The organism is Vibrio sp. FE10 (assembly GCF_030297155.1).
Taxonomy (GTDB): Bacteria; Pseudomonadota; Gammaproteobacteria; order Enterobacterales; family Vibrionaceae; genus Vibrio; species Vibrio apostichopi.
This window is the reverse complement of the sequence record NZ_AP028068.1, coordinates 963666-989193: the sequence shown is the minus strand read 5'-3', so window position 1 is coordinate 989193 and position 25528 is coordinate 963666. Positions and strand designations below refer to the sequence as shown.

Below are 25528 nucleotides of genomic sequence, written 5' to 3'. Positions count from 1 at the left end.
AACCTCTAGGTGCTTTTGTTTTTGTATAAAGTCATTACAATGCGCTTTCGATACGACAACGCCCTATCACTTTCAAACGACACGAATCTTATGAAGCTCAGCAACCGACTGCAAACTCTCCGCTCTCTTGTCAGCAATGACTACCAACACATTTGGGACTGCTGCTGTGATCACGGCTTTTTGGGCGTTCAACTGTTGTCGGATAACAAGGCACCTCTGATTCACTTTGTGGATATTGTCCCGTCTCTTATGAACGATCTTGAAGGCAAGTTAACGCGTTACTTTCCTCAAGATAACAACGTTGAGCAACACAAGCAGAGTCAGTGGAAAGTCTATTGTTTAGATGTCGCAGCCATTCCGCTAGACAAGCACACTGGCAGACACCTCGTCATTATTGCAGGTGTGGGTGGCGATCTAACGCAAAAGCTCGTCGATGATATTCATCGCCAACATCCAGACAAAGATATCGATTTTTTGCTTTGCCCTGTGCATCAGCAATTCGAGCTAAGAAGCCATTTAAAAGCACTCAAGTTCAGCCTTATTGATGAAGTGTTGATTGAAGAAAACCGTCGTTACTACGAAATTTTATTGGTCAGTAACAACCAAGGCGAAAGCGAAAATCTTCGACCACTTAGTGAGATATCGAACGTGGGTGACAAGATTTGGGCGCCGAGTTGCGAACAGCAGTTACAGATATCTCAGCAATACAAAGCCAAAACATTGCAGCATTATCTGCGTATTCACCAAGGCCAAGAGCAGCAAGGTAAACTCAGCGAAGTGAAGCACATCATTGATGCTTACCAAGCGATTTAGCCCTCACCTGTTCTGCATATAACATTGTTTCTACTGCCACTAGAATATAGTAAGCACTAACTTCACAGGTCGAAACTGATGAAACGTATTCAATAAAAAAGCCGATAGTTCAATGAACTATCGGCTTTTTTTGATGCTATTGGTTTCGTTTGAGCTTACTGCTCTTGTTTCTTGTGAACCGCATCGGGCTCATCAATCGTTTCAACCTCACAGGGCGTATCAACCCCATAAACCGTATCAAGATATTCATCTTTCTCTTTCCACGTGTTATTCAACCAACTGTGGAAACGGCGTTTAAACGCTTTATCTTCGAAGTAGTTACCGTTTACGTTCTCATCCATTGGGTGCAATTTAATACGCACGACCACCTTCTTCATCTTACCTTTCAGCATGTCTTCAAACGGAGAAGTCTGATTCTCTGGATAAGCCAAAGTAACGTCGACGATACCATCTAAGATAGGGCCCATTGCAGACAGAGCAAACGCCACACCACCGGTTTTCGGTTTTAGTAGGTGTCGATAAGGTGTCTTCACTGTCGATAGCTTCTCGTGGTTAGCACGCGTTCCTTCGACAAAGTTTACCAATGTTGTCGGTGCAAGTTTGAACTTGGTGCACGCCTTATTAATCGCATCAAAATCATCATTACGACGTTCTGGGTTACGCAGTAAAAACTCGCGTGAATGGCGCTTCATGAACGGCATGTCCAAGCCCCAGCAGGCCAAACCGACAAAAGGAACATACAACAGTTCATGCTTAAGGAAGAACTTAGTCATCGGCATCTTGTCTTTCAAGATAGAAGACAAAATCACAATATCTGCCCAACTTAGGTGATTCGACATCATCAAATACCACTGCTTGGTCGAGATATCTTCCCCGCCTTCAACTTGCCACTCGATATCGTTATTGACGTTGAGCATCCACAAGTTAAGAGAAGCCCAGCACCAGAACGTAAAGTTAGCTAAGCGAGTACACACTTTTTGAATCGGATGTATTGGGAGAATCAGTTTGATGAGGCCAAAGAAACTGACGGTAAAAGCCGTCATGGCAGTATTGATTGTCACGAACAAAACGTTCAAGACCATACGAAGATTATCAAGCATAAAACATGGCTATATTGAGATCGAAAGCCGCCATTATACTCATCTGTAAATTATTCTCTTCAGTTATTGGTGGAATCGTTCAAGGGTCAAACCACTCATTGAGTTTAATCAAGCTCAGTTCAAAATTAGCCATAGTAAAGCCACCATGGCCGAATCTTTGACAAGACAAAAAGACCATTACAAGTCACAAGGACTCAATTCTAAATGTGTTATTTTGACTCAATTACAAGTAATAACTCTCAGAAATTCAGTATTGATAAGCATTCTCATTATTGGCATGGTACATGCAACTCCAAAAAGTAAGATAGTTGAGTATCCTTAATGAGATAACTTCTCTAAACAAAGGTGATGATATGACAGATATTCCTCATGGCTTAGTAACCGGAAAAGTAGTGCATAAGACCGAATGGACAGAACAACTGTTCTCGCTTCAAGTCAGTGCGTCAGTCTCGCCCTACCAAGCTGGGCAGTTCACTAAGCTGGGATTACGTAACAGTGAAGGCGAATTTGTTAGACGTGCTTACTCAATGGTGAATGCGCCAGAGCACGAACACGAACACGAACACGGTCATCAATCGCTTGAGTTTTTAATTGTTAAAGATCAAAACGGTCAGCTCTCTCCTCAACTTCATCAATTGAAGGTAGGCGACGACATCTTTGTCGGCAAAGACCCAAGCGGGTTTATGACATTAGAGGAAATCCCAGAGATCGCAGACGATCTATGGATGCTTTCAACCGGAACGGCCGTGGGCCCTTTTATCTCTATGCTCGAAAGCCTGTTGATAGAACAACAAGGCAACGTAGATTTCAACAACACAACGTCGTTCAACAACCTTGTGTTGGTTCACGCTGTAAGAACAGAGCAAGACCTCACCTATCAAGACCGAATCAATCAACTCGTTGAACACTTTCAGGGGAAACTTAAGTATGTGCCAATTATTTCTAGAGAATCAGTCACCGGAACTTTGCGCGGACGAATCCCAAGCTTGTTACTTGGAGGCGACCTTGAACGAGCCTCGTCTATCACTATCAACCAAAGACATAGTTTCTTCTATCTTTGCGGTAATCCCCAAATGGTTCGAGACACGAGCGAAGCACTAATATCGTTGGGATTACAAAAACACTTACGCAAGAAGCCAGGTCAATTTAGTAGCGAGAACTATTGGTAAAGATTGCTCACCCACGACATAGAAGTACCAATTTCAAAGAATAGTTAAAGAAGAGGTTTTATATGAGTCATTTACGTATTCCGTCACACTGGAAAATTCAACGTTCAACGCCATTTTTCACCAAAGACAACATACCTGCTGCATTGCTTAATCACCACAACACCGCAGAAGGCGTATTCGGCCAGATCTGCGTAATGGAAGGGACTGTCACCTTCTATGGCTTTGCTGATGCCGACGCGACAGAACCAGAAAGTGTTACCACAATTCAAGCCGGGCAATTTGCTACCAGTCCCCCTCAATATTGGCATCGAGTGGAACTGAGTGACGATGCGCAATTCAACATTAACTTCTGGTCAGAAAAAGAGACCAAGAAGATGTTCAATACCCGAAAGTAAGATCCATTCAATATTGATGAACTTATAAGCAAGCTACTTCGTAGTGTGATTTCCGATGTTCAAAAAGTGATGATAGAAGACCAAATAACCATAGTAATTACAGTGACTAATGGTGATAGACAAGACAAAAAAACTCTAGCACACTGAACAAAGTTATTAGTTTTAATCCCGTTTCAGATAATGAATAAGTGGATTATTTATATTTTAGGTAAGAGAGGAAGCCATGCTCAACATTGCTTTTTTTAGCTCAAAATCATACGACGAAAAATCATTTGAACTTGCAAAAGGCGAACTCAACGCCGAGTTCCATTTTCACGATTTTCGACTCACTACAACAACAGCAAAAATGGCGCACGACAACGAAGTCGTTTGTGCGTTTGTAAACGATGACCTATCGCGAGATGTGCTAGAGATTCTAGCAAAAGGCGGCACTAAGCTGATTGCGATGCGCTGCGCGGGCTTTGATAAAGTCGACCTAGACGCTGCCAAAGAGTTTGGCCTGCAAGTGGTTCGCGTTCCTGCTTATTCACCAGAATCGGTAGCAGAACACACCGTCGGTATGATGATGTGTTTGAACCGCAAGCTACACAAAGCATACCAACGTACTCGTGATGCGAACTTCTCTCTTGAGGGACTAGTTGGCTTCAACTTCCACGGTAAAACCGTTGGTGTAATTGGTTCAGGAAAGATTGGCTTAGCGACGATGCGTATTCTGAAAGGTTTAGGCATGAACATCCTATGCTACGACCCGTACCCGAACCCATTGGCAAAAGAGCTGGGTGCTAAATACGTAGAACTCGATGAGCTTTACCAAGAATCTGACGTGATTTCTCTGCACTGCCCAATGAGCAAAGAGAACTACCACCTGTTGGATGCAACGGCATTTGGCAAAATGAAAGATGGCGTGATGATCGTCAACACCAGTCGTGGTGAGTTGCTTGATTCAACAGCCGCAATTGAAGCGCTCAAACAAAGCAAGATTGGTGCGCTTGGCCTTGATGTTTACGACAACGAGAAAGAGCTGTTCTTCCAAGATAAATCTAACGATGTGATTGTGGATGACGTATTCCGTCGCCTATCCGCTTGTCACAACGTGTTGTTCACAGGTCACCAAGCCTTCTTAACCAAAGATGCTCTGTTCAACATTGCCAATACAACGCTCACCAGCGTCGATGCCTTTTTCACAGGCAACACCAGCGGCAACGAACTGGTTTAACAACAAATTGAGTTAAGAGCAGTCTGACACAAACTAGCTCCACAAATACAAAGCCACGCTATTCCTAAGTGAACAGCGTGGCTTTTTCGTTTATCTAGTATTCAAAAACAGTTCTTAGACGCAGAAGTGACAATCCTCAGTATCCAAACCATAAATGCCTTTGCGAATAGCTAGATGCTCTGCACCAGCCTTCACGCCCATCTCATAGCCCGCATCCAAAACAGTTTGGTCCATAGTTAATCGCTTAACCGCGAACGCTTCTGGTGGTGCTATCACCTTGATGGTCGCATCTTTTGGTGGATTGCGAATGAACTCCAAAGATTGGTTGTAGTTTTCAGCACGTACTGCCATTGATTCAGCAATATTTGGGAATTTCTTTAACAGCTTTTTCAGCATCCACTGATACTTCTGCGGTTTCATTCGGTAGCTAAGTGGGTGAGACAGAATCACGGTAATGTCGCGTGCACCACGTCGGTATGCTTCACGAACTGGAATCGAATCGGCCACACCACCATCGGTATAGCAACCACCCGAGAAACATGGAGTCTCACGGTAAGCAATAGGTAGCGCGGTTGTCGCTTCAACCACGTTAGAAAGGTTTTCTGGCTTAATATGATAGTAATCAGCACTGCCTGTATCCACATTAGTGACAGCGGCAATCAGTGGGATACTTGAAAACATCTCACCACAATCCAGTGGATAGCGTTGGTTTGATTCATTCCACAACCACTTCACGTCCACCAAGTTACCACCCTTGGCAAAACGAGCTGGGTTGAAGAAGGTTTTGTCAGTCGCCATCGTGATGATCACGTTATAGCTGCGTTTCGGCGCTTGAGATAAGTAACCAACCAAATTCGACACACCCGCAGATACGCCAATGGCGAAATCATAGGGACGGAAATCGTCTTGCATAAAGGCGTCCAACACTCCGGCAGCGAAGATGCCTCTCATTGCCCCACCTTCAACGATTAATGCGCTTTTACTCATCTCAAACTCTATTACTTTATAAACTGATAGCTGCAGGATAATCCCGTCCATCTTATAAAGATAATGGGATGTGTTTATCAATTCGATAGGTAAAAGCTATCAACATAGATAGCTCAGTTTTTCAATGATTTAGGGTGTCTTGATGAGCAGCGAGATCAAAAAAGGCCATTGAGTGATTAACTCAACGGCCTTCTAACTATTTAAACGAGTTTATTGATTACGACTTAAATTCGCTCACATCGATTTCAAGCAGTTTACCAATACCTTCACCATAAGCTGGATCGGCTTTGTAACAGTGTCTTAGGTGACGCAGTTGAATCTCTTTAGGCACGCCGCCTAGGTTACGAGCAGTGTTATCAAACAGAATCGCTTGCTTCTCTGGTGTCATCAGACGGAACAGGTCACCCGGTTGCGAGAAGTAATCTTCATCTTCGCGGTGATCCCAGTGCGCAGCAGCACCATCTAGGTTCAATGCTGGTTCTGCAAAATCTGGTTGCTCTGCCCATTGGCCTTCGTTGTTTGGCTCATAACCCAATGTGCTACCAAAGTTACCATCAACACGCATCGCACCATCACGGTGGTAGCTGTGTACAGGACAACGAGGAGCGTTCACTGGGATATGCTGATGGTTAACACCTAAACGGTAGCGCTGCGCATCACCGTAAGCAAACAAGCGACCTTGCAGCATCTTGTCTGGTGAGAAGCTGATACCCGGAACCACGTTTGCAGGGTTGAATGCCGACTGCTCAACTTCAGCGAAGAAGTTTTGTGGGTTACGGTTCAATTCAAACTCACCCACTTCAATCAATGGGTAATCTGCGTGTGGCCAGATCTTAGTAAGATCGAACGGGTTGTAAGACACTTTCGCTGCATCCGCTTCTGGCATCACTTGTACTTTCAGTGTCCATTTCGGGAAGTCTTGATTATCGATGCTGTCTAGCAAGTCGCGTTGATGGCTTTCGCGATCATTACCGATCAATTGTCCTGCTTCTGCATCAGACAAGTTCTTAATGCCTTGCTGAGATTTGAAGTGGAATTTCACCCAGAAACGCTCGTTGTCTGCGTTAATAAAGCTGAACGTGTGGCTACCAAAACCGTGCATATGGCGGTAAGTAGCAGGAATACCACGGTCACTCATTACGATGGTGACTTGGTGAAGTGCTTCAGGTAGAGAGGTCCAGAAATCCCAGTTGTTCTTCGCACTGCGCATGTTTGTGCGCGGGTCACGCTTAACCGCATGGTTTAGATCTGGGAACTTAAGAGGATCACGTAAGAAGAACACGGGCGTGTTGTTACCCACCATGTCCCAGTTACCTTCTTCGGTATAAAACTTCAATGCAAAACCGCGTATATCACGCTCTGCATCAGCTGCGCCACGCTCACCCGCTACCGTTGTAAAACGTGCAAACAAGTCGGTCTTTTTACCTATTTCAGAGAACAGTTTTGCCTTGGTGTACTTTGTGATGTCGTGTGTAACCGTAAATGTACCGTAAGCGCCTGAACCTTTCGCGTGCATACGACGCTCTGGAATGACTTCGCGGTCAAAATGCGCCATTTTTTCTAAAAACCAAACATCTTGAAGCAGTTGAGGCCCGCGTTTACCCGCAGTTTGAACATTCTGGTTATGAGCAACAGGACAACCCGCAGCTGTAGTTAGTTTTTTACTCATCATCAATTCCTTATTACCATTTAGGTACAGCATCTTTGCTGCACCTTCACTTCTGTATGGTGGTTATTCATCACACAAAACCACGCAGCAATTAAGGATATAGAATAAGCCTGACTCAAAGTAAAATATAATCGTTTGTAATTATCGTTATCATGGATAAAACCTATCAAATTAATGATCTAAATCATAATCATTCAATATTGATAATAATATTTAGAATATAATAATCATCAACTTACATGACTTCATGAACTAGTTATAAGGTTCTCCTTCTCTCATCATAACTCGCTAATTTTGCGATATTTTGTGACCTAACCGTAAAGTCGCAGCGATATTTCTTGCCGTTCTTGTTAAGTTAAGCTCCGCCTCTTGTAATACTTTTTCCAAAGTTTGGGGCGATCTTACCGTTCCGAACAAGCTGCTCATTTCACCGTAAAGCGCTTCGACTTCAGTGCCTAATGACCCGGCAATCCCTATAGTCGGAATACCTTGCAAGCTCGCACGTTTAGCAATGCCGTAAGGTGTTTTGCCTTGCAGAGTTTGGTTGTCCATTTGCCCTTCACCGGTGATCACAAGGTCGGCACCTTTCAACACGTCATCGGCTTGCAAAACATCCAATACCATCTCGATACCAGGTTTAATTTGCATGTTGAATATCAAACCAAGCCCCATCGGCGTACCACCAGCCGCGCCATAACCCGTGCGCTTTTGAACGGGTTCATCGCCACTAACACAACCTTGCGATTCAGCAATTTTTGCAAAGTTCGCAATCGCAGTATCAAGCATCAATACTTGCTCGGGGGTCGCCCCTTTTTGCGGACCAAATATATGACTGGCACCGTTATCACCACATAGCGGATTATCGACATCGCACGCTACGATCAGCTCGATATCAGCACAACGTGAATCTAAATCTGAAAGGTCAATAGATGCGAGTTCTGCAAGTGCAGCACCGCCTCGGCTGAGCTCTTGCCCTTTGCCATCTTGCCCTTTGCTAACTAACAAGCGTCCACCTAACGCTTGTACAATGCCTGCACCACCATCGTTGGTCGCACTACCACCCAATCCGAGAATGATCGTTTGAGCACCCTGCTCTATTGCTTCTAATATCAGTTGCCCAGTACCAAAAGACGAAGCAATCAACGGATCACGTTGCTCTGGTGTCAATAAATCCAAACCAGATGCGGCAGCAATTTCAATCAATGCCGTTTTGTTGGGGTTGCGATCGGATGGTTCAAGCATCGCCCATTCAGCATTAACCAATGCGCCCAATGGCCCTTCCACTTGATGTGTTCGCTTTTGTCCGGCTAAGCCTTGTAGCAATACATCTACCGTACCTTCGCCACCATCAGCCAAAGGCAAGGTCACGTAGTCAGCGTCAGGGAAGATTTCACGAAAGCCCTTTTCAATACACGCCGCCACCGATACCGCCGATAGAGATTCTTTAAACGAGTCTGGTGCAATAACAATTTTCATAGAAGTTGGCTCCAAAACTTAACGAGATCTACCAATAAATAATTCCAAAACAACAAAACCACTATATAGAAGACAGCTCAACTGTGCGTATTTCGCTCTCTGAATTTGACCACTCCCTCAGATTTCAGCGCCACTATTTTATATTCAGTAAAGTTACTGTTTGCTCGAATTCCATAATTTGACAAGTTTATTCCCGCGAAATTATCGAATTTCATTCGATTTAGTCTTAGAAACCAGATCCTGAACACGCTTTTTGTTTCGCATTGCGGAATTATAAAATCTTTTTGTCCCGTTTTTTAACCGCTTAACACTTATTAGAGAAAAACTTAATAAGGAAATATTTCGCAACTTTGCTCACAGAATATTTTCGGAATAACAACGATAATTAATTCCGTATTATGGAATTCAACTTATCGGAGAACACAGATGCCTTTAGTATCAACAGAAAAACTACAACAAGAATACGAACGAATCCTTTTGGATCGTGACATGAAACCAAAAATGGCAACCAAGCTTGCGGCTGGCTTTGTTGAGATGGCAAACGAAGGTACTTACTCACATGGCATCAACCGTTTTCCAGTGTTCATTGACCAAGTAGATAAAGGTCAAATCAAATTAAATTCTGAACCAGAATGCGTTAACAGTATGGGTGCACTAGAGCAATGGGATTGTAACTACGGCCCTGGCGTTCTTAACGGTCTTATCTGTGCAGAGCGTGCCATGGAATTGGCTCGTGACTACGGCATTGGCATGGTCGGTATGCGTAATTCTAACCACTGGATGCGTGGCGGGGCTTACGTATTGAAAATGGCTCGTGAAGGTTTTGCTGGAATTGCATCAACCAACTCAATCGCAGTAATGCCTGCATGGGGCGGTAAAGATCACCGTGTTGGTTCAAACCCTCTAATCATGGCAGTGGCTGGCGATCCACCCGTTGTTGTTGATTGCTCAATGACTCAATTCTCTTATGGTCAACTGCAAAACTTCGTCCTTGCTGACAAGGAACTTCCTGTTGTTGGCGGCTTCGATAATAACGGCGAGCTAACAAAAGACCCACATGTACTTTGGGAAAACAAACGCCTACTTCCAATGGGTTTCTGGAAAGGTTCATCGATGGCCATCGTACTAGACATGATGCTAACGGCAATCACTGGCGGCCACTCAGTACCAGCACTGACGGAAGATATGGGTGGCGAGTTTGGAGTGTCTCAATTCCTTATCGCTATCGACCTAAGCAAGACTATGGACCAAAGCACTTACGCACAAGAAATGAAGCGCATCCGCGATTACGTACTTGAGTCAGAGCCTGCTGAAACGGGTTCAGTGATGATTGCTGGTTCTGAAATTGAAAACTTCATCAAGAAACACGAAGCAGCTGGCGGCATTGAAATTAACGATGGAATTTGGGATCAAATTACGTCTCTGTAATTAGCCAAAGGTAGGGAAAGCGTTATGCAAAGTGTATTAAAGAGTATTTGGAAAAGTATCGATGTCATCATGGCGGTCATTCTGACCTGTATGGTTGCACTCGTATTTACTAACGTAGTTTTACGTTATGGCTTTTCTTCTGGTCTTCGTCCCTCTGTAGAACTATCTCGCCTTGGTCTTGTATGGGTTGTCATGCTCGGTGCTGCCGTTGTGCTGCGCCGAGGTGAACACCTCGCTGTTGCGGAATTTTCTGAACGACTCTTCCCAAAAGCAGTACCCGTACTAAGACGTATCTGCTGGGTAATAGTACTGATTTCTGTAGGCATGCTTTACGTCGGTTCATACCGTCAAATGATGTCTAACTGGTCAGATATTTCTCAGCTTACAGGGCTTCCTTCAGCATTGTTTTACTTAGCCGGTGTGGTGTCAGGTTTGTTAATGGGCGTGATTGCCTTTGTTCGAATCTTCAAGCCCGACTGGCAGCTAGATAGCTTAGATGAGGAGAAAGAATAATGACGTTAGCCATTTTCTTATCGGTATTGATTGTCTCAATCTTACTTGGTCTTCCTGTTGCGTTTGCACTGTTATTGTCTTCAATGGCGCTGATGCTTCACATGGACTTCTTTAGTGCAGACATTCTTGCGCAGTCTTTAATTAATGGTGTCGACAGCTTCACTCTGCTTGCCATTCCATTCTTCCTCATTGCGGGTGAAGTGATGGCATCAGGAGGCCTGTCACAGCGTATTGTTCGCCTAGCAACCACTTACGTTGGTCATCGCCAAGGTGGCTTGGGTTACGTTGCAATCATGACTTCGGTACTGCTTGCTGGCCTTTCTGGCTCAGCTGTAGCAGATGCAGCAGCCTTGGTCAGTATTCTTTACCCAATGATGAAAGCCGCGAAATACCCAGAAGCACCTTCAATGGGCTTACTTGCTTCAGGCGGTATCATAGCACCCGTTATTCCACCTTCAATCCCTCTGATCCTTGTAGGTGTTGCTGGCGGTATCTCGATCAAAAACCTATTCCTAGGCGGCATCGTTCCTGGCTTATTAATGGGTATGACATTGATGTTTGTATGGCGCTGGACAGTCCGCAAAGAAAACCTAGCAACATCAGAAAAAGCGACAAAAGCAGAAAAGCGCGTAGCACTTAAAGATGGTGTATGGGCCTTAATGCTGCCAGTCATCATCATTGTTGGTATTCGCTTCGGCATCTTTACACCAACGGAAGCCGCTGTAGTAGCCGCAACTTACGCAATCTTCATCTCTACGTTTGTGTACAAAGAGCTCTCGATTAAGAAGTTCTACCACATCGTACTGAACGCTGGTCGCTCGACCGCAATGGTTATGTTCTTGGTGGGTTGTGCAATGGTTGCAGCGTGGCTAATTACAGTTGCTCAGCTACCTCAACAACTTGCAGAAATGTTAGGTCCACTGGTGGATAGCCCACGCCTGTTAATGGCAGTAATTATGTTGCTCGTACTTTGTGTCGGCATGGTTATGGACTTGAGCCCAACGATTCTAATCCTTGTACCCCTTTTAATGCCTGTCATCAAGATGGCTGGAATTGACCCAACGTACTTCGGCCTACTGTTCGTTATTAACTGTTCAATTGGCTTGATTACGCCTCCTGTAGGCACCGTACTAAACGTAGTGTGTGGTGTAGCTAGAGTACCAATGTCGACCGCCGTGAAAGGTGTATTGCCCTTCATCGCAGCTTACATGGCTCTGCTCACACTGTTTGTCATCTTCCCAAGCATTATCACTGTGCCAATGTCGTTTGTCATTGGTTAATCCTCGACGGAGAAAATAATAATGAAAACCCTACTAAAACTTACTTTACTCGCTTCGACTATCGCAATGAGCTCTAGCGCTTTTGCCGCTACGACTTTGAAACTGGCGCACGCAGCACCAGAGTCAGACTTACAACAAGATCTTTCTTTGTTCTTCAAGAAAGAAGTTGAAGCTCGTTCAAATGGCGAAATCAAAGTAAACATCTACCCACAAGGTCAATTGGGCAGTGATAAGCAGATGATCGATGGTTCTCGAGCAGGCATTGTGGATTTGGCTATGGTTGGCTTGAACAACTACAACGGTCTAATGCCTGAATCTGCAGCATTCACTCTGCCGTTCATGTTCCCAGATCGTCAAACCGCATACAAAGTACTGGACGGCGAACCGGGTAAAGAAGTTTTAGCTAACTTTGAAAAATTCGGTCTTAAAGGTCTAGGTTTCCCTGAAAATGGTTACCGCAACATGACTAACAACGAAAAACCTATTCGTATTCCTTCTGATGTTGAAGGCCTACAAATGCGTGTGAATGGTTCTAAAGCTCTAAACGACATGTTCAACGAGCTAGGTGCTAACCCGCAACAACTTCCAGTATCAGAACTCTACACAGCACTTGAAACCGGCGTTGTTGACTCTCAAGACCACCCAATTTCTGTAACGCTGTCTTTCAAGTTTGATGAAGTACAAAAATACCTAAGCCTTACACAACATGCTTACTCACCATTAGTTCTAACAATGAACCTACGTAAGTTCGACAAGCTAACTGAAGATGAGCAAAAGATTATCGAAGAAGTTTCTGCTGAAGCCGTAGCAATGCAACGTGAGCTAAGCATCCAGAAAGAAGACAAGATGATTGCTCAACTAGAAGCAAACGGCATGCAAGTAAACCGTGACGTTGATGGTGCTGCTTTCCAACAAGCTATCCAACCAGTTTGGAGCGCTTACATCGAGAAAAATGGCGATGTGATGATCAACAAGATCAAACTAGCAGCTAAGTAACGTAATTGAGTGCGATTGCCTAGTCCTCTTTTTTAGCTAGGAAGTTTAGCTAGGCAATCCGCTCGTCATTCACTCAATCCAACATGGGCAAACACAATGTCTCAACAACAAAAAACATACCAAGAATTAAAAGAACGCGTGTTCGCAGCAAACTTGCAGCTTCCTAAATATGGCTTAGTGACTTTCACTTGGGGCAATGTCTCTGAGATCGACCGCGAACGTGGCGTGATTGCAATAAAACCGTCAGGTGTTGAATACGATGTAATGACGGCAGATGACATCGTTGTTCTCGATTTAGAAGGCAACCGCATTGAAGGCAAGCTGAACCCTTCAAGCGACACGGCTACGCACATTGAGCTTTACAAAGCCTTCCCAACCATTGGCGGCATCGTTCACACGCACTCTCGTAACGCAACAATTTGGGCACAAGCCGGCCGAGACATTCCAGCGCTGGGCACAACACACGCCGATTACTTCTACGGTGATGTACCTTGTACTCGCCTGCTAACAAAAGCTGAGATCGAATCTGATTACGAGAAAAACACAGGCTTGGTGATCATCGAAGAATTCAACCAACGTGATATCGACCCGCAAGCAATGCCAGGTGTCATCATCGCAGGCCACGCACCATTTACATGGGGCAAGGATGGTTCAGATGCAGTGCACAATGCAGTGGTAATGGAAGAGATTGCTGCCATGGCAACAGCCACTCGCGCTATCAGTCCAGAAGTAGCGATTCAACCTGAGCTGCTAGATAAACACTACAACCGTAAACACGGCAAGAACTCATACTACGGACAGAAGTAAGGCCTCGCACATGCATAAGTCATCACCGCATAAGTCCTGTATAAGCACAAGCTATTGGCGTTAGATCTCGATGGGACGGTGCTCAACTCGCAGCACACTATTAGCCAAGAGTTAGTTGAAGCCATCAAGCAAGTCGCTCAACACACTCATGTGGTTATCGTTACGGGTCGCCATCATGTCGCGGCAAAACCTTATTACGATCTGCTTGGTTTATCGACTCCAATAATTTGTTGCAATGGCACTTACATCTTTGATTACCAGAACGATACGGTCATTCAAGAAAACGCAATCGACAAAGAAATTGCGGCTGAGTTTATCACCCTATCTCAAGCTCATGATCTGAAGATGGTGATGTATGTGCGTGATGCAATGCTCTACTCGAGAGCACGCCCTATTGAATACATGGAAGCGCTACTGACGTGGTCTCAAACCTTTCCAGAAAGCCAGCGACCAAACATTCAAAAGGTCGACGACTTCCAACATGAAGCACAAATTTCAGAGTATGTGTGGAAATTTGTCGTTGAAGGTGAAGTAAACACATTCGCAGAGATTCCTTTTGTGAAAGAGAACTTCAACGGCGAACGATCTTGGATTGATCGTGTCGATTTCGCAGCAACAGGTAATAGCAAAGGCAATGCCTTGACTCGCTACATTGAGCCGCTCGGTATCAGCCTAGAGCAGTGTGTCGCGATTGGTGATAACCACAATGACATTTCGATGCTTAAAGCAGCAGGACTTGGCATCGCAATGCAAAATGCAGATGACACCGTAAAAAGCTCAGCCAACCTAATCACGCCCAAAAACAATGATGATAAGACAGGGTTAGCGACGCTTTTACAAGACCTATTTAGTGCCCATTAATTTAAAGCATCAGCTTTATTAAGCTGTTTATATTTAAAGAGAATTTTTATGTTAGTCGGAAATACTCAACCTACGCAGATCAGCAAGTCGTACCCTGTCGTTATTCAAAACGTGCTTGAGTACTTGAACAGTCTCGACCAAGAAAAACTCGCATTAGGTCGCCATGAACTCCCTGGTTTTGATTCAAAACAGGCATGGTTTGTTGTGTTGGAATACGACAAAGAGCCTTTAGGAAACTTCCAACCTGAAGTCCATAAATACCATTCTGATCTACAGATCATTCTCGAAGGTTCTGAAGTAATGGCTTGGGCAATCGATACAGGCGAACACAGCAACGCACAGCCTTATAACCAAGAACGTGACCTCCAATTCTACGAATATCCGGGAATTGAACTCAGCTTCATTCATGCAAAACGCAATCAATTTTATTTGTTCACGCCAAATATCGTGCACATCACCAATATTGAAAATGATGACAGCCAACCAGTAAGAAAACTGGTGGTGAAGATTCACAACGATTTACTGGAAGCCAAATAATGAATTACTACATTGGAATTGATTCTGGCGGCACTTTTATGAAAGCCGCGTTGTTTAACGCAAAAGGTGAACAACAAGGCCTTGCTCGTGTATCAGCGAGCGTCATCAACGAGAAGCAAGGCTGGGTAGAACGGGATCTAGATGCTTTATGGGGAAACGCGGTCGACGTCATTAAACAGCTTCTAGAAGCCACAAAAGTCGATCCATTAAACATCAAAGGCTTAAGCATTTCAGCCCAAGGCAAAGGCGTTTACCTTCTTGATAAAAAAGGACAAAACCTTGGTCATGGCATTATGTCTTCAGACTCGCGTTCGCTGCCCATTGTTAAAGAATGGCTAGAACAGGGTAAAGCACAAGAGATCTATCCAACCACACTGCAAACGCTTTGGACAGGTCATCCTGTATCGATTCTTCGTTGGATCAAAGAAAACGATGCCAAACGATACAACAATATTGGCGCAGTTATGATGTCTCACGACTACCTTCGCTATCGCTTAACGGGCGAAGTTACTGCAGAGCTGACCAATATTTCAGAAAGTAACTTTTTCAACTCAATCTCTGGTAAGTATGACAAAGCACTTCTGGAGACATTTGGCATTGAAGAAATTTGGGATGCGCTCCCACCCATTGTAAAGCCTCAGCAGCAAGCAGGGAGAATCACCGCAGCCATCGCCAAAGAGACAGGCCTTGCACTTGGAACGCCTGTGTTTGGTGGGTTATTTGATGTGGTATCAACAACGATCTGCTCTGGAATCAACTCTTCAGAAGACACCCTGAATTACGTAATGGGCACATGGGCGGTAACGTCTGGTATCTCAAAGCAAGTGACTCAAGAAGCGCACAACTTTGTTTACGGCCATTACGCCGTCGATAACGAATACATCATTCATGAAGCGAGCCCGACTTCTGCGGGTAACTATGAATGGTTTGCTGACTACCTTGGTGAAAATGGCCAGCTTAACCACCAGCAAAATCAAGCGTTAGTGGAAGCATTAGATCCGGCATCAAGCAGCATCTATTTTGTGCCATTCCTCTACGGTTCTAACCAAGGGCTCGGTCTAAAGTCAGGCTTCTATGGCCTGCAATCACACCATACCAAAGGCCACCTGATTCAAGCTATTTGGGAAGGCATTTTATTCTGTCACAACATTCACCTTGAACGTATGCGTCAACGCTTTCCAAAAGCCAACATACTGAAAGTGACAGGCGGCCCAGTATCTAGTCCTGTGTGGATGCAAATGCTGGCTGACCTTACCGGAATGACCGTTGAAATATCAGACGTTGATGAAACCGGTTCATTAGGTGCTGCAATGATGGCAATGGTCGGTGCTGGTGAGTTCGCTTCATTAGAAGAATGTACTCAAGCTATCACTAATTCTACGTCACGTGTCGAGCCGAACCCTGAACACTACGACACTTACCAAAAGAAATATAAGCACTATCAAAGACTGGTGCAGCTCTTTAAACAATTTGAGGATGAAATAGATGTCTAAGCCCTTGTTACAAATGGCACTGGATGCCACTGATATCGTCACAGCGTTAGCCTCAATAGAGCATGTTGCAGATAAGTTAGATGTAATTGAAATCGGGACGATTTTAGCCTTCGCCCATGGCGTAGACAGCGTAAGAATCCTACGAGAAAAATACCCAAATCACATCATTGTCTGTGACATGAAAATCACCGATGCCAGTGCCATATTAACGCGCCTGGCGATGGATGCCGGCGCTAACTGGGTAACAGTAAGTGCAGCAGCACACATCGAAACTATTCGTTCAGCGAAGAAAGTAACGGATGAATTCGACGGCGAAGTGCAAATTGAGCTGTATGGGCACTGGACAATGGAAGATGCGCAAGCTTGGGTCGACATGGGTATTAAACAAGCAATTTATCACCGTTCACGTGATGCGGAGCTTGCTGGTGTGAGCTGGACCGAAGAAGATTTATATAAAATGCAGAATTTATCGAATCTAGGAATTGAACTATCCATCACTGGTGGTATTGTTCCTGACGATCTGCATTTGTTTAAGAATCTGTCTGCAAAGTCATTTATTGCTGGCCGAGCGTTAGCCGGTAGCAACGGACGTGACATCGCAGAAAACTTCCATACTGAAATAGGTAAACACTGGTAGCACATATATGAGTGAGCAAATTAAATCGTTGTCTAAAGCACTGACCGTATTGGAATTCCTTGGGAATTATCCTAATGGCGTTTCGCTACAAAAAGTGTCTGAAGGGACTGGCTTCAACAAGTCATCTGTCCACCGTATTTTAGCAACGTTTGAAGCCTCTGGTTATGTTGCTCAAATGTGTTCAGGTAAAGAATATCGCTTAACAATGAAGTTGGTTCAGCTTGGACACGCTGCTATCAATTCTGATGTCACTGGCACCGTTAAGCCATACCTATCTGAGCTACTCGACGATGTGAATGAAACGGTTAACTTTCTCTCTTTTGATGCTGACAACATCATTTTTAAAGACAAGTTTGAACCCGTTAATTCTTCCTTTAGAACTCGAACCTACGTAGGGCTACATTCTCCAATGTACTGCTCAGCGGCAGGAAAATGTTACTTAGCATTTAGCTCTGAGAGCGTTCGAGAAACCTATTGGAAACGTAATGTCAGCACAATGAAGCCGTTAACTGAAAACACGATTCTCGACAAGTCTCAGTTTTTTGGTGTTCTCGATAAAATTAAGAGTCGTGGTTATGCGCTCGATGATGAAGAGAACGAAGCGGGTATTTCTTGTGTTGCTGTCCCTATTTTTGACAAGAACAATTCTCCTGTATACGCGGTTAGCGTCTCTTCGCTTACGCCAAAAATGAAAGCTCTCGGCTACGAAGAGATCGCTAGCAGAATTCAAGACATAACAACGCGTATAGAACAACAACTCTTTTAAGGAAAAAGAATGTTTGATTCTAAAAACAAATTCAGATTAGGTATTTACGAAAAAGCGATGCCAACCACCCTTACATGGGAAGAGCGTTTGATTCACGCTAAAGAAGCTGGCTTCGACTTTGTAGAAATTTCAGTGGATGAAACCGATGAGCGACGTGCTCGTTTAGATTGGTCAGACGAAGAAATTTATGAGCTTCGCCGTCTATGTGAAAAGCATCAAATGCCTTTCCAATCAATGTGCCTAAGCGCACACCGTAAGTTTCCGTTTGGCTCAATGGATGATGCTATTCGCACTGAATCGCTGATCATCATGGAAAAAGCGATTTCATTGGCTTACAAGCTTGGTATTCGTTGTATTCAAATGGCGGGATACGATGTGTACTACGAGCCGCAATCGGCTGAAACACACGCTCGCTTCATTGAAGGTATGCAGCAAGCCACCAAAATGGCAGAACGCGCAGGCATCATGCTAGGTGTTGAGATTATGGATACTCCATACCTGAACTCATTGAGCAAGTTTGAAGTATTAAAACGTGAGATCCCATCGCCTTACTTCATGGCTTACCCAGATGTCGGCAATATTTCTGGTTGGAACTACGACGTGTGTACAGAGCTTAAACTAAGCCGTGATCACCTAGTACAAGTTCACCTAAAAGACACGCTACGAGTTTCAGAAACCTGCAAAGGTCAGTTCCGAGATCTTGTTATCGGTGAAGGCCAAGTCGACTTCCCTGCTATTTTCAAAACACTCGCTGAAATTGATTACAGCGCACCATTAGTGATTGAAATGTGGGCACAAAACGACAACTGGTTAGACGATATCAAACAAGCAAAAGCAACGTTGAAATCTATCGCTAACCAATCTGGCTTTGAACTGTAAGGGAACGACCATGACAATTTTTCGCACCGCTTTTTTCGAAGCTGATTTAACTGAAGAACAAAAACAAGACTTCTACCAATACATGGAAAACGAAGTCGCGCCTATTATTCGCACATTTCCGAATAACCAAGGGCTAACGCTGAACAAGCCTGAAGCAATTGAAGCTGACAGCCATAAAAACCTACTGCTTATGATGCAGCACAGCTACGAGAACGAATCAGCAATGGCTGCTGCTTTAGAGTCTGAGCAACGAATCAAAAGTATGCATGCGACCAAAGTGATCATTGAGAAATACAACATCCATGTTCATCACATCAATTTTGTTCGTGATTAACAGCTTAATAGGCAATACACCGTAAAGTCTCAATCGAAAAGCAGAAGATCATCTTCTGCTTTTTTTATCGCTATTAATAAGGAATCACTATGAGAGTATTCCCGTTAAAAGATGCCCCACTGGTCTTACTGTCTCTGATCTTTTTTATCTGGGGTTTAATTACCGTTTCAAGTAACTCGCTAATTCCACATTACAAAGAAGCTTTCTCTCTCGATTATAAAATGGCGATGCTATTTCCCATGGCCTTTTTTATCACCCGAATTACGGTGTCGCTTCCAACGTCATTTGTCATGGCAAAAATTGGCTATAGAACTACGCTGAAGTTCTGCTTGATCTGGTGCCTTCTGGGCTGCCTAGCCATGGCATATTTAGTACGAGGAGAAGAGCTTGTTCCAACACTAATTGGTATCTTATTAATGGCCTCAGGCGTGTCCGCGATTCAAGTAGTGAGTTCACCTTACGTATCACTACTCTCGACACCCGATAAGAGCGTAATACGTCAAAGTGTCGCAACGGCATCGAACTCCGTTGGCACTGTGCTTGGCCCGTTAGTGCTGACCGCTGTCATTCTCGTAGCTGCAAGTTTTAACGTCGACAACACCGCCCATCAAGTTTCGTTTCTGTTCTTGATCATCGCCCTGTTCTTTTTCGGCTTGCTGGTATTTTTTAGCAAAATGACGCTCCCAGATATCAAGCCAAAACAGATGACTGGCTTTTGGCGAGGGTTAACGCTTCTAACTAAAAATCAACAGTTTATGAAGTTAGCGTTGGTACTGTTGCTGTACATTGGTGTAGAAGTCAGTTTTGGTACTTTTACTATTGCGTATCTTGCCGACCAGCAATATGGCGACCTTGGTTTGGTATTCGCAACACAGATCATCGCTCTTTATTGGGTATTCATGTTTGTTGGAAGAGTGTTATTTGCCAAGTTTGGAAACACAGTAAACAAGCACTATCTCTTCTCGCTGTCTTGCGTTATTGCAGCTTTGATTAGCGCCGTTGCGGTCTATCAAAATTATGTTTGGGTTGGCTATTTGATGCTTGTCGTAGGGCTATGTAATTCTGCGCTCTACCCTATCATTTACGCACAAGCGCTACATGCATCAGGTAAGCAAAACTCACAAGGGGCAGCAATTCTCATTATGTGTTCAATTGGAGGAGTTATTTTGCCATTCGCACAGGCGAGCTTGATTGATGAGCTTTCGCTGAGCACGAGTTATATTGCGCCCGCATTAGCGTATGTATTAATGATGATTTTGTACTGGTCTAGTTTAAAGAATCGTCTTTAAACCACTGTTTTAGATAGGTAAATTGGCTTGGATAAATAAATTAATTTAGATAAGCCGCTTGATAACTAGGAAGTTGGCCTAGAAGGTAGAGAAAGAGAAGTGGAGGCAGAAAGGTAAAGGGGTTAATTTCGTGCTTCTGACGTTAGTTTGAATCAGTGGGTGGCTAATCACCACCACTGATCACACTTAACGCGGGTTTATTTAAGGAACTAAACCCAAGCAGAAGCAACAAGTAGGATAATCGCACCCATGATAACGGTAGACTTAGCAAAAAATAGAACTTCATTCATTACTGAAGGTTTTGCTAGTGATGCGTTGTTTTCATTTGTGATTACTGTAGCGTTCATACTGTGTTCTCATCGTTATGTGATCTGAGGTCAATTTTGCGCCGTTATGTGACCAAAGTCAATAATAACTGTAGTTTTATTACACAATGAAAAAGTTCTAACTGAAGAGAACTCCAACAACGCAACCTTCACCTTACTCCACGTAACCTTTCATTAAATCGACACCCATTAGATACAAAAAAGCCCGAAACCTGATACACAGAAGACTTCGAGCCTTTATACAGCAATCGATACACAACTTAATTCAATTGAGCCAACTCCGAACGCATGGAATCGATAACTTGTCCGTAATCTTCACTATCAAAAATAGCCGAGCCCGCAACAAACATATCCGCTCCTGCTTCAGCAATCTCTTTTATGTTGTTAACTTTCACACCACCATCGACTTCTAAACGTATATTACGCCCTGATTCATTAATGCGCGCTCTGATTGAACGTAGCTTATCAAGCGTAGCTGGGATGAAAGATTGGCCACCGAAGCCAGGGTTCACCGACATCACTAATATCAGGTCGACTTTATCCATAATGTAATCAAGATGACTCAATGGCGTTGCAGGGTTTAATACCACTCCGGCTTGGCAACCGTGCTCTTTGATTAACTGTAAAGTACGGTCAACATGCTCAGAGGCTTCTACATGGAACGTAATCATCGTCGCACCCGCTTCAGCAAATTGAGGCACCAACTGATCAACAGGCTTCGCCATTAAATGCACGTCGATTGGCGCTGTTATTCCATAATCTCGTAGTGCTTTTAATACTGGCGCACCAAAAGTCAGATTGGGTACATAGTGGTTATCCATAACATCAAAATGAATAACATCAGCCCCAGCCGCGAGAACACGTTCTACGTCCTCACCAAGGCGAGCCAAATCAGCAGAAAGAATCGAAGGTGCGATAAGATATTGTTTCATTGTTTTCCTAGTTATTTTTGTATCGTTAAATTCTGTTTAGCTCGCTGGAACAAATTGGGTTATGCGCCCATCCTCGACCATGTAACAATCCATTCCTGCAGCAGTTGCAGCGTATTGCCCAATGATCGTATCTTCAAACACCACACAATCGCTCGGTTCAAGCTCTAACTGGCTAGCGACTTTCAGAAAAGTATCAGGATTAGGTTTGTGGTTTTCTACGTCATCTGAAGTCACAATCGTACGTATCATTGATGGGATATCGGTCGTCTTTAAAATCGCCCTCGCGTGCTTGGCTTGAGCGCCAGTGCCGATGCCTATCTTCTTCAACTGATACTGTTGCTGTAAAAGGGCGTATGTCTCTGGGATAACATCACCTTTGTGCTCAATGGCTTCAAAGTTGGCGATTTTATCCGAAGTAATTTGTTGAGCATCAAGAGTTAGATCGTAACGCTTAAGGATCTCTTGAGTCACTTTTCTCGATGGCATCCCGCCAAGTTGATCGAGCCATTCTTTATCGTAGGGGATTCCGAATTTCTGACAAGTTTGTTCCCATGCATGAGCGTGTGCCACCATAGAATTGACCAGAGTCCCATCGAGATCGAAAATAATTCCTTTATATTTATCTAACTTTGGCATCGTCAATCTCTCATATTGTTTTGAGACTCATAGTACTAACCACCATACATAAAACCTATTCATGATCGCCTTAATATGATCTTATTCAACAATCCGACAATTAAATGAATTGATGCAATAAAAGCCGTTGTTTTACTATTGAAATCATATTTTGAGCACATCTCACCCATTTTTACTTAAACCAAGTAGAGTTGCATAAATTGAAGATGATATAGTCCACGAAAATCAAATACCTTGGACACAACCATGCATTCTAGCGACATCATCAAATTGGCAAATTTAGGCGTTAATATCGAAATTTCAAAAGATTCTTCATTGCATCCTTCTGATGCGTTAGAAGTGGTAAAGATTGTTGCTGAAATCGGTAGCCAAATCGTCATCAAGAAGAAGTACCACACGGACTACCTAATTCAGATGGCTGAAGTGGGTCGTGACCATGTGACGATCGCTGTTTAAGCGCAGCCACTATTTCGAAATTAACATAACCTCAGCTTCAAGAGTTTAGAGCGACATGTCGATATAAAAATGCAGCATATTGGGGGCAATATGCTGCATTTTCTCTTCTCGTTAGGAGCATGGAGAACGCAAAGAGAAACTGGTTAATCGTTACTAAGTATGAACTAACGGTCAAATAATTTAGGCACACCCGTTTGCACACAAACATCATTCAGTCGTTCTTGTGCCGTCAGAATATTCTCTTTCCAACGCTCATCCTGAGCCCACATCTCAATCACTAGTGGTACAACGCACTCAGTCTCTTTCAACGTTTCAAAAATTGCATTGAAGTCAACTTCGCCATCACCAATCACTAAGTCTCGGAATTGCCCTTTGTATTCGTCAGTCACTTTATAAGTGTCTTTGAGGTGAATTTGAGTGATATGAGGCTTACTCAATTTTAGCTCAGTCACTATGTCGTAGTTCCAGCCAGAGATGTTGCCTACGTCAGGATATGCCGTGAAATACGGTGAATTAACTTCGCGACTCAGTACTTCAAATTTGCTCAATGAGTTCAAGTAATCGGTATCCATGATCTCAACAGCCAACATAACACCTGATCTTTCCGCCAACTGCGCTGAAAGCTTCATGCCGTCAATGAACCTCTGATGAGTCACCTTATCCGCAGGCTCATAGTAGACGTCGTACCCAGCGAGTTGGATGGTTCGAATACCTAGTTTGTAAGCCAACGAGATCGCTTTCTCCATATGGATGACAGCTTGTTCTCGAATCGCAGGATCTGCAGATCCAAATGGGAACTTGCGATGCGCGCTTAAACACATGGATTGCAGCGGCACACCGTGCTTTTCGCACAGACGACGCAAGGCATACACTTCTTCGTCATTCCAATCTAGTCGACTGCGACGCTCGTCTGATTCATCTACCGATATCTCAAGAAAATCAAAGCCGAGTTCTTTGGTTTGCTTAAGTTTATCTTCCCAGCTCAGTTCGTTAGGTAGAGCCTTCTCATAAAGCCCTACACGGTGGCGTAACAAGTTTTGATACATAGCGCCTCCTAGTTCCAGTAACGGTCGATCTGAGCTTTTAGCGCTTCAGCTGTCTCTTTACCTTTATCACCCGCAAGTGCACGGCCTGCGATAAAGGTTTTCGCTTTAATGCCTTCAAATAGGTAAAGGTCTTCAGGCACGATGCCACCTGTGATAGAAAGCTCGATGCCCATTTCAGACAAGGCACGCATCTTCACTAGATCTTCTTCAGTCCAGCCCACACCGGCTAATTCAGCGTCACGAGAACGGTGGTAAATCGCTTGTGAAATACCTAGGTCGACCCAAGATTGAGCGTCGTCCATTGTCCAATTTCCGTAAATTTCGATTTGGATTTCACCATTAAATTCATCAGCGACTTTCTTACAAGCACCAATAGTCGCGATGTGTGCAGCAGCAGAAACGGTAATCCAATCAGCGCCCGCTTCGAATGCCATACGCGCTAGAATTGCGCCGCCATCTGTGGTTTTCATGTCGCACACTAGGATATGATCTGGGTGATTTTTACGAAGCGTAGAAACCGCCGTCATTCCCTCTGCAAACGCCAAAATAGTACCTACTTCAATCACATCAACAAAGCTTTCAACGTTGTTTGCCACTTCAATTGCTGCAGGAAGGTTTGTTTGGTCTAGGGCGATCTGAATCATTGGTTTAGTCATGTTGTTATCCTTTAATTTGTTCACGTATTAGACGGGCTAAGCCATCATGGTTGTTATCTGTTGAGCACACGCATTGAACGTGTGACTTGACGATGTCATCAGCATTGAGCATCGCTACTCCGAATCCGGCGTACTTGAGCATGGATATGTCGTTGTGGTTATCACCGACGGCAATCACGTCATCGGCGTGATAACCGAGTTCTGCGATGTATTCAGCAAGGCGTAGGCCCTTACTGTTACCTTTTGCAGCAAAGTCGATTCGGTTTGACCAAGAACGCTCACCGTTGAAGTTCTCTTCTATCCATGGGTGTTGCATTAAACGGTCGACTGAATCTTGGCTACCTTCCACCACAAACTTCCAAACGTGTTCGGCTTGCTGAGCCGTTTCAATGAATGATTCCACTTGGTAAATTTGTGGGCGATGCTGCTCTGGTGCCGTTTCCGCCCAACTTTCCAATGCCAACATGTAGGCAAATGGGTTGTAGTGTGAGTACGTCATGGCATGCGTGATGTACATGACCATTTTGAGCTGAAACTCGTCTGCCATATCGATGAAGGTCAACGCGTTGTCTTTATCTATTGCGTTTTGAGTCAGTACCGTTTCAGTCTGATAGTCATAAACATAAGTGCCGTTACAGCAGATGATTGGCGTATCTAACCCCAATTCGTAGTAATAAGGTCGTGCTGCTGTGTGGTGTCGACCAGTCACAATCACGACATGGCAACTTTGTTTGGCTTCTTGAATCGCCTTTTTCACGTCTGGATGAATCGTGTGATCATCCTTTAACACGGTTCCATCGAGATCTAACGCCAGCACTTTATACATAGAGT

The 25528-nt window shown here is 44.1% G+C and carries 28 protein-coding genes; 18 read left to right on the top strand and 10 right to left on the bottom strand.

What is annotated here, in order from left to right; all coding sequences use genetic code 11:
- Positions 1–90 precede the first annotated feature (90 nt).
- Complete coding sequence (locus tag QUF19_RS21480; RefSeq protein ID WP_286303280.1) at positions 91–813, top strand: tRNA (adenine(22)-N(1))-methyltransferase; 723 nt, start codon at positions 91–93, stop codon at positions 811–813.
- 155 nt (positions 814–968) lie between these two features.
- On the opposite strand, the gene yihG is transcribed toward QUF19_RS21480, so the two are convergent.
- Complete coding sequence (gene yihG, locus QUF19_RS21475) at positions 969–1913, bottom strand: 1-acylglycerol-3-phosphate O-acyltransferase, YihG family (RefSeq protein ID WP_286303230.1); 945 nt, start codon at positions 1911–1913, stop codon at positions 969–971.
- Between the two features lie 353 nt (positions 1914–2266).
- Here yihG and QUF19_RS21470 point away from each other — a divergent pair, with 353 nt between their 5' ends.
- The 3 genes from QUF19_RS21470 to QUF19_RS21460 all read left to right on the top strand — a co-directional run bounded on the left by QUF19_RS21470 (position 2267) and on the right by QUF19_RS21460 (position 4693).
- A complete protein-coding gene (locus tag QUF19_RS21470) occupies positions 2267–3082 on the top strand; it encodes a ferredoxin--NADP reductase (RefSeq protein WP_286303229.1) in 816 nt (271 codons plus the stop codon).
- 62 nt (positions 3083–3144) lie between these two features.
- Positions 3145–3477 (top strand): TehB family protein, encoded by a 333-nt coding sequence (locus tag QUF19_RS21465; RefSeq protein WP_065682630.1) that lies wholly within the window; start codon positions 3145–3147, stop codon positions 3475–3477.
- 223 nt (positions 3478–3700) lie between these two features.
- Entirely contained in the window at positions 3701–4693 is a 993-nt protein-coding gene (locus tag QUF19_RS21460) for a 2-hydroxyacid dehydrogenase (RefSeq protein ID WP_017081793.1), read from the top strand.
- A 114-nt stretch (positions 4694–4807) separates the two neighbouring features.
- Here QUF19_RS21460 and QUF19_RS21455 read toward each other — a convergent pair whose 3' ends face one another.
- The 3 genes from QUF19_RS21455 to QUF19_RS21445 form a co-directional block, all read right to left on the bottom strand.
- Positions 4808–5680, bottom strand: a complete 873-nt coding sequence (locus QUF19_RS21455; RefSeq protein WP_286303228.1) for a patatin-like phospholipase family protein — start codon at positions 5678–5680, stop codon at positions 4808–4810.
- A gap of 217 nt (positions 5681–5897) precedes the next feature.
- On the bottom strand, positions 5898–7349 hold the full coding sequence (gene katE2, locus QUF19_RS21450) for a catalase KatE2 (RefSeq protein WP_054541599.1): 1452 nt from the start codon (positions 7347–7349) through the stop codon (positions 5898–5900).
- 288 nt (positions 7350–7637) lie between these two features.
- Positions 7638–8825: a glycerate kinase gene (locus tag QUF19_RS21445; RefSeq protein WP_286303227.1), complete on the bottom strand. Its 1188-nt coding sequence runs from the start codon at positions 8823–8825 to the stop codon at positions 7638–7640.
- Between the two features lie 426 nt (positions 8826–9251).
- Here QUF19_RS21445 and yiaK point away from each other — a divergent pair, with 426 nt between their 5' ends.
- The 13 genes from yiaK (at position 9252) to QUF19_RS21380 (ending at position 20645) form a co-directional block, all read left to right on the top strand.
- Positions 9252–10253: a 3-dehydro-L-gulonate 2-dehydrogenase gene (yiaK, locus tag QUF19_RS21440; RefSeq protein ID WP_286303226.1), complete on the top strand. Its 1002-nt coding sequence runs from the start codon at positions 9252–9254 to the stop codon at positions 10251–10253.
- Between the two features lie 24 nt (positions 10254–10277).
- Positions 10278–10766, top strand: coding sequence for a TRAP transporter small permease (locus QUF19_RS21435; RefSeq protein WP_102299233.1), 489 nt, complete (start codon positions 10278–10280; stop codon positions 10764–10766).
- Entirely contained in the window at positions 10766–12046 is a 1281-nt protein-coding gene (locus QUF19_RS21430; RefSeq protein ID WP_286303225.1) for a TRAP transporter large permease subunit, read from the top strand. Before QUF19_RS21435 ends, QUF19_RS21430 begins: the two co-directional genes overlap by 1 nt.
- A gap of 21 nt (positions 12047–12067) precedes the next feature.
- The gene (locus QUF19_RS21425; RefSeq protein WP_054541601.1) at positions 12068–13042 is read left to right on the top strand and encodes a DctP family TRAP transporter solute-binding subunit; all 975 of its coding nucleotides are present in this window, start codon (positions 12068–12070) and stop codon (positions 13040–13042) included.
- A gap of 96 nt (positions 13043–13138) precedes the next feature.
- On the top strand, positions 13139–13849 hold the full coding sequence (locus tag QUF19_RS21420; RefSeq protein WP_102249454.1) for an L-ribulose-5-phosphate 4-epimerase: 711 nt from the start codon (positions 13139–13141) through the stop codon (positions 13847–13849).
- A 54-nt stretch (positions 13850–13903) separates the two neighbouring features.
- Positions 13904–14710, top strand: a complete 807-nt coding sequence (locus QUF19_RS21415) for a Cof-type HAD-IIB family hydrolase (RefSeq protein ID WP_286303224.1) — start codon at positions 13904–13906, stop codon at positions 14708–14710.
- A 48-nt stretch (positions 14711–14758) separates the two neighbouring features.
- Positions 14759–15247, top strand: a complete 489-nt coding sequence (locus QUF19_RS21410; protein WP_009845885.1) for a NanQ anomerase/TabA/YiaL family protein — start codon at positions 14759–14761, stop codon at positions 15245–15247.
- The gene (locus QUF19_RS21405) at positions 15247–16740 is read left to right on the top strand and encodes an FGGY-family carbohydrate kinase (RefSeq protein WP_286303223.1); all 1494 of its coding nucleotides are present in this window, start codon (positions 15247–15249) and stop codon (positions 16738–16740) included. The genes QUF19_RS21410 and QUF19_RS21405 overlap by 1 nt, the downstream gene beginning before the upstream one ends.
- Complete coding sequence (locus QUF19_RS21400) at positions 16733–17377, top strand: 3-keto-L-gulonate-6-phosphate decarboxylase UlaD (protein WP_286303222.1); 645 nt, start codon at positions 16733–16735, stop codon at positions 17375–17377. Before QUF19_RS21405 ends, QUF19_RS21400 begins: the two co-directional genes overlap by 8 nt.
- A gap of 7 nt (positions 17378–17384) precedes the next feature.
- Complete coding sequence (locus QUF19_RS21395; protein WP_017072594.1) at positions 17385–18143, top strand: IclR family transcriptional regulator; 759 nt, start codon at positions 17385–17387, stop codon at positions 18141–18143.
- A 9-nt stretch (positions 18144–18152) separates the two neighbouring features.
- Entirely contained in the window at positions 18153–19022 is an 870-nt protein-coding gene (locus QUF19_RS21390; protein ID WP_017072595.1) for an L-ribulose-5-phosphate 3-epimerase, read from the top strand.
- Positions 19023–19032: 10 nt separating this feature from the next.
- The gene (locus QUF19_RS21385) at positions 19033–19356 is read left to right on the top strand and encodes a hypothetical protein (RefSeq protein ID WP_286303221.1); all 324 of its coding nucleotides are present in this window, start codon (positions 19033–19035) and stop codon (positions 19354–19356) included.
- Positions 19357–19445: 89 nt separating this feature from the next.
- Entirely contained in the window at positions 19446–20645 is a 1200-nt protein-coding gene (locus QUF19_RS21380) for an MFS transporter (RefSeq protein ID WP_286303220.1), read from the top strand.
- A gap of 209 nt (positions 20646–20854) precedes the next feature.
- On the opposite strand, the gene QUF19_RS21375 is transcribed toward QUF19_RS21380, so the two are convergent.
- From QUF19_RS21375 to QUF19_RS21365, 3 genes are all read right to left on the bottom strand, one after another.
- Positions 20855–20992, bottom strand: a complete 138-nt coding sequence (locus tag QUF19_RS21375; protein ID WP_009845892.1) for a hypothetical protein — start codon at positions 20990–20992, stop codon at positions 20855–20857.
- A 239-nt stretch (positions 20993–21231) separates the two neighbouring features.
- Positions 21232–21903 (bottom strand): ribulose-phosphate 3-epimerase, encoded by a 672-nt coding sequence (rpe, locus tag QUF19_RS21370; protein ID WP_286303219.1) that lies wholly within the window; start codon positions 21901–21903, stop codon positions 21232–21234.
- Positions 21904–21939: 36 nt separating this feature from the next.
- Entirely contained in the window at positions 21940–22539 is a 600-nt protein-coding gene (locus QUF19_RS21365; protein WP_286303218.1) for an HAD family hydrolase, read from the bottom strand.
- 246 nt (positions 22540–22785) lie between these two features.
- On the opposite strand from QUF19_RS21365, the gene QUF19_RS21360 reads away from it, so the two are divergent.
- The gene (locus QUF19_RS21360) at positions 22786–22995 is read left to right on the top strand and encodes a hypothetical protein (protein ID WP_009845895.1); all 210 of its coding nucleotides are present in this window, start codon (positions 22786–22788) and stop codon (positions 22993–22995) included.
- A gap of 164 nt (positions 22996–23159) precedes the next feature.
- On the opposite strand, the gene QUF19_RS21355 is transcribed toward QUF19_RS21360, so the two are convergent.
- The 3 genes from QUF19_RS21355 to QUF19_RS21345 are packed head-to-tail and all read right to left on the bottom strand — an operon-like array spanning position 23160 to position 25523.
- On the bottom strand, positions 23160–24041 hold the full coding sequence (locus tag QUF19_RS21355) for an L-ribulose-5-phosphate 3-epimerase (protein ID WP_286303217.1): 882 nt from the start codon (positions 24039–24041) through the stop codon (positions 23160–23162).
- Between the two features lie 8 nt (positions 24042–24049).
- Entirely contained in the window at positions 24050–24697 is a 648-nt protein-coding gene (locus QUF19_RS21350) for a 3-keto-L-gulonate-6-phosphate decarboxylase UlaD (RefSeq protein WP_009845897.1), read from the bottom strand.
- Between the two features lie 4 nt (positions 24698–24701).
- Positions 24702–25523: a pyridoxal phosphatase gene (locus tag QUF19_RS21345; protein ID WP_286303216.1), complete on the bottom strand. Its 822-nt coding sequence runs from the start codon at positions 25521–25523 to the stop codon at positions 24702–24704.
- Positions 25524–25528: the final 5 nt, after the last annotated feature.

Bases quoted from the DNA above. Each gene is read 5' to 3' on its own strand.
- QUF19_RS21480 (WP_286303280.1), top strand. From the start codon at position 91: ATGAAGCTCAGCAACCGACTGCAAACTCTCCGCTCTCTTGTCAGCAAT.
- yihG (WP_286303230.1), bottom strand. From the start codon at position 1,913: ATGCTTGATAATCTTCGTATGGTCTTGAACGTTTTGTTCGTGACAATC.
- QUF19_RS21470 (WP_286303229.1), top strand. From the start codon at position 2,267: ATGACAGATATTCCTCATGGCTTAGTAACCGGAAAAGTAGTGCATAAG.
- QUF19_RS21465 (WP_065682630.1), top strand. From the start codon at position 3,145: ATGAGTCATTTACGTATTCCGTCACACTGGAAAATTCAACGTTCAACG.
- QUF19_RS21460 (WP_017081793.1), top strand. From the start codon at position 3,701: ATGCTCAACATTGCTTTTTTTAGCTCAAAATCATACGACGAAAAATCA.
- QUF19_RS21455 (WP_286303228.1), bottom strand. From the start codon at position 5,680: ATGAGTAAAAGCGCATTAATCGTTGAAGGTGGGGCAATGAGAGGCATC.
- katE2 (WP_054541599.1), bottom strand. From the start codon at position 7,349: ATGAGTAAAAAACTAACTACAGCTGCGGGTTGTCCTGTTGCTCATAAC.
- QUF19_RS21445 (WP_286303227.1), bottom strand. From the start codon at position 8,825: ATGAAAATTGTTATTGCACCAGACTCGTTTAAAGAATCTCTATCGGCG.
- yiaK (WP_286303226.1), top strand. From the start codon at position 9,252: ATGCCTTTAGTATCAACAGAAAAACTACAACAAGAATACGAACGAATC.
- QUF19_RS21435 (WP_102299233.1), top strand. From the start codon at position 10,278: ATGCAAAGTGTATTAAAGAGTATTTGGAAAAGTATCGATGTCATCATG.
- QUF19_RS21430 (WP_286303225.1), top strand. From the start codon at position 10,766: ATGACGTTAGCCATTTTCTTATCGGTATTGATTGTCTCAATCTTACTT.
- QUF19_RS21425 (WP_054541601.1), top strand. From the start codon at position 12,068: ATGAAAACCCTACTAAAACTTACTTTACTCGCTTCGACTATCGCAATG.
- QUF19_RS21420 (WP_102249454.1), top strand. From the start codon at position 13,139: ATGTCTCAACAACAAAAAACATACCAAGAATTAAAAGAACGCGTGTTC.
- QUF19_RS21410 (WP_009845885.1), top strand. From the start codon at position 14,759: ATGTTAGTCGGAAATACTCAACCTACGCAGATCAGCAAGTCGTACCCT.
- QUF19_RS21405 (WP_286303223.1), top strand. From the start codon at position 15,247: ATGAATTACTACATTGGAATTGATTCTGGCGGCACTTTTATGAAAGCC.
- QUF19_RS21400 (WP_286303222.1), top strand. From the start codon at position 16,733: ATGTCTAAGCCCTTGTTACAAATGGCACTGGATGCCACTGATATCGTC.
- QUF19_RS21395 (WP_017072594.1), top strand. From the start codon at position 17,385: ATGAGTGAGCAAATTAAATCGTTGTCTAAAGCACTGACCGTATTGGAA.
- QUF19_RS21390 (WP_017072595.1), top strand. From the start codon at position 18,153: ATGTTTGATTCTAAAAACAAATTCAGATTAGGTATTTACGAAAAAGCG.
- QUF19_RS21385 (WP_286303221.1), top strand. From the start codon at position 19,033: ATGACAATTTTTCGCACCGCTTTTTTCGAAGCTGATTTAACTGAAGAA.
- QUF19_RS21380 (WP_286303220.1), top strand. From the start codon at position 19,446: ATGAGAGTATTCCCGTTAAAAGATGCCCCACTGGTCTTACTGTCTCTG.
- QUF19_RS21375 (WP_009845892.1), bottom strand. From the start codon at position 20,992: ATGAACGCTACAGTAATCACAAATGAAAACAACGCATCACTAGCAAAA.
- rpe (WP_286303219.1), bottom strand. From the start codon at position 21,903: ATGAAACAATATCTTATCGCACCTTCGATTCTTTCTGCTGATTTGGCT.
- QUF19_RS21365 (WP_286303218.1), bottom strand. From the start codon at position 22,539: ATGCCAAAGTTAGATAAATATAAAGGAATTATTTTCGATCTCGATGGG.
- QUF19_RS21360 (WP_009845895.1), top strand. From the start codon at position 22,786: ATGCATTCTAGCGACATCATCAAATTGGCAAATTTAGGCGTTAATATC.
- QUF19_RS21355 (WP_286303217.1), bottom strand. From the start codon at position 24,041: ATGTATCAAAACTTGTTACGCCACCGTGTAGGGCTTTATGAGAAGGCT.
- QUF19_RS21350 (WP_009845897.1), bottom strand. From the start codon at position 24,697: ATGACTAAACCAATGATTCAGATCGCCCTAGACCAAACAAACCTTCCT.
- QUF19_RS21345 (WP_286303216.1), bottom strand. From the start codon at position 25,523: ATGTATAAAGTGCTGGCGTTAGATCTCGATGGAACCGTGTTAAAGGAT.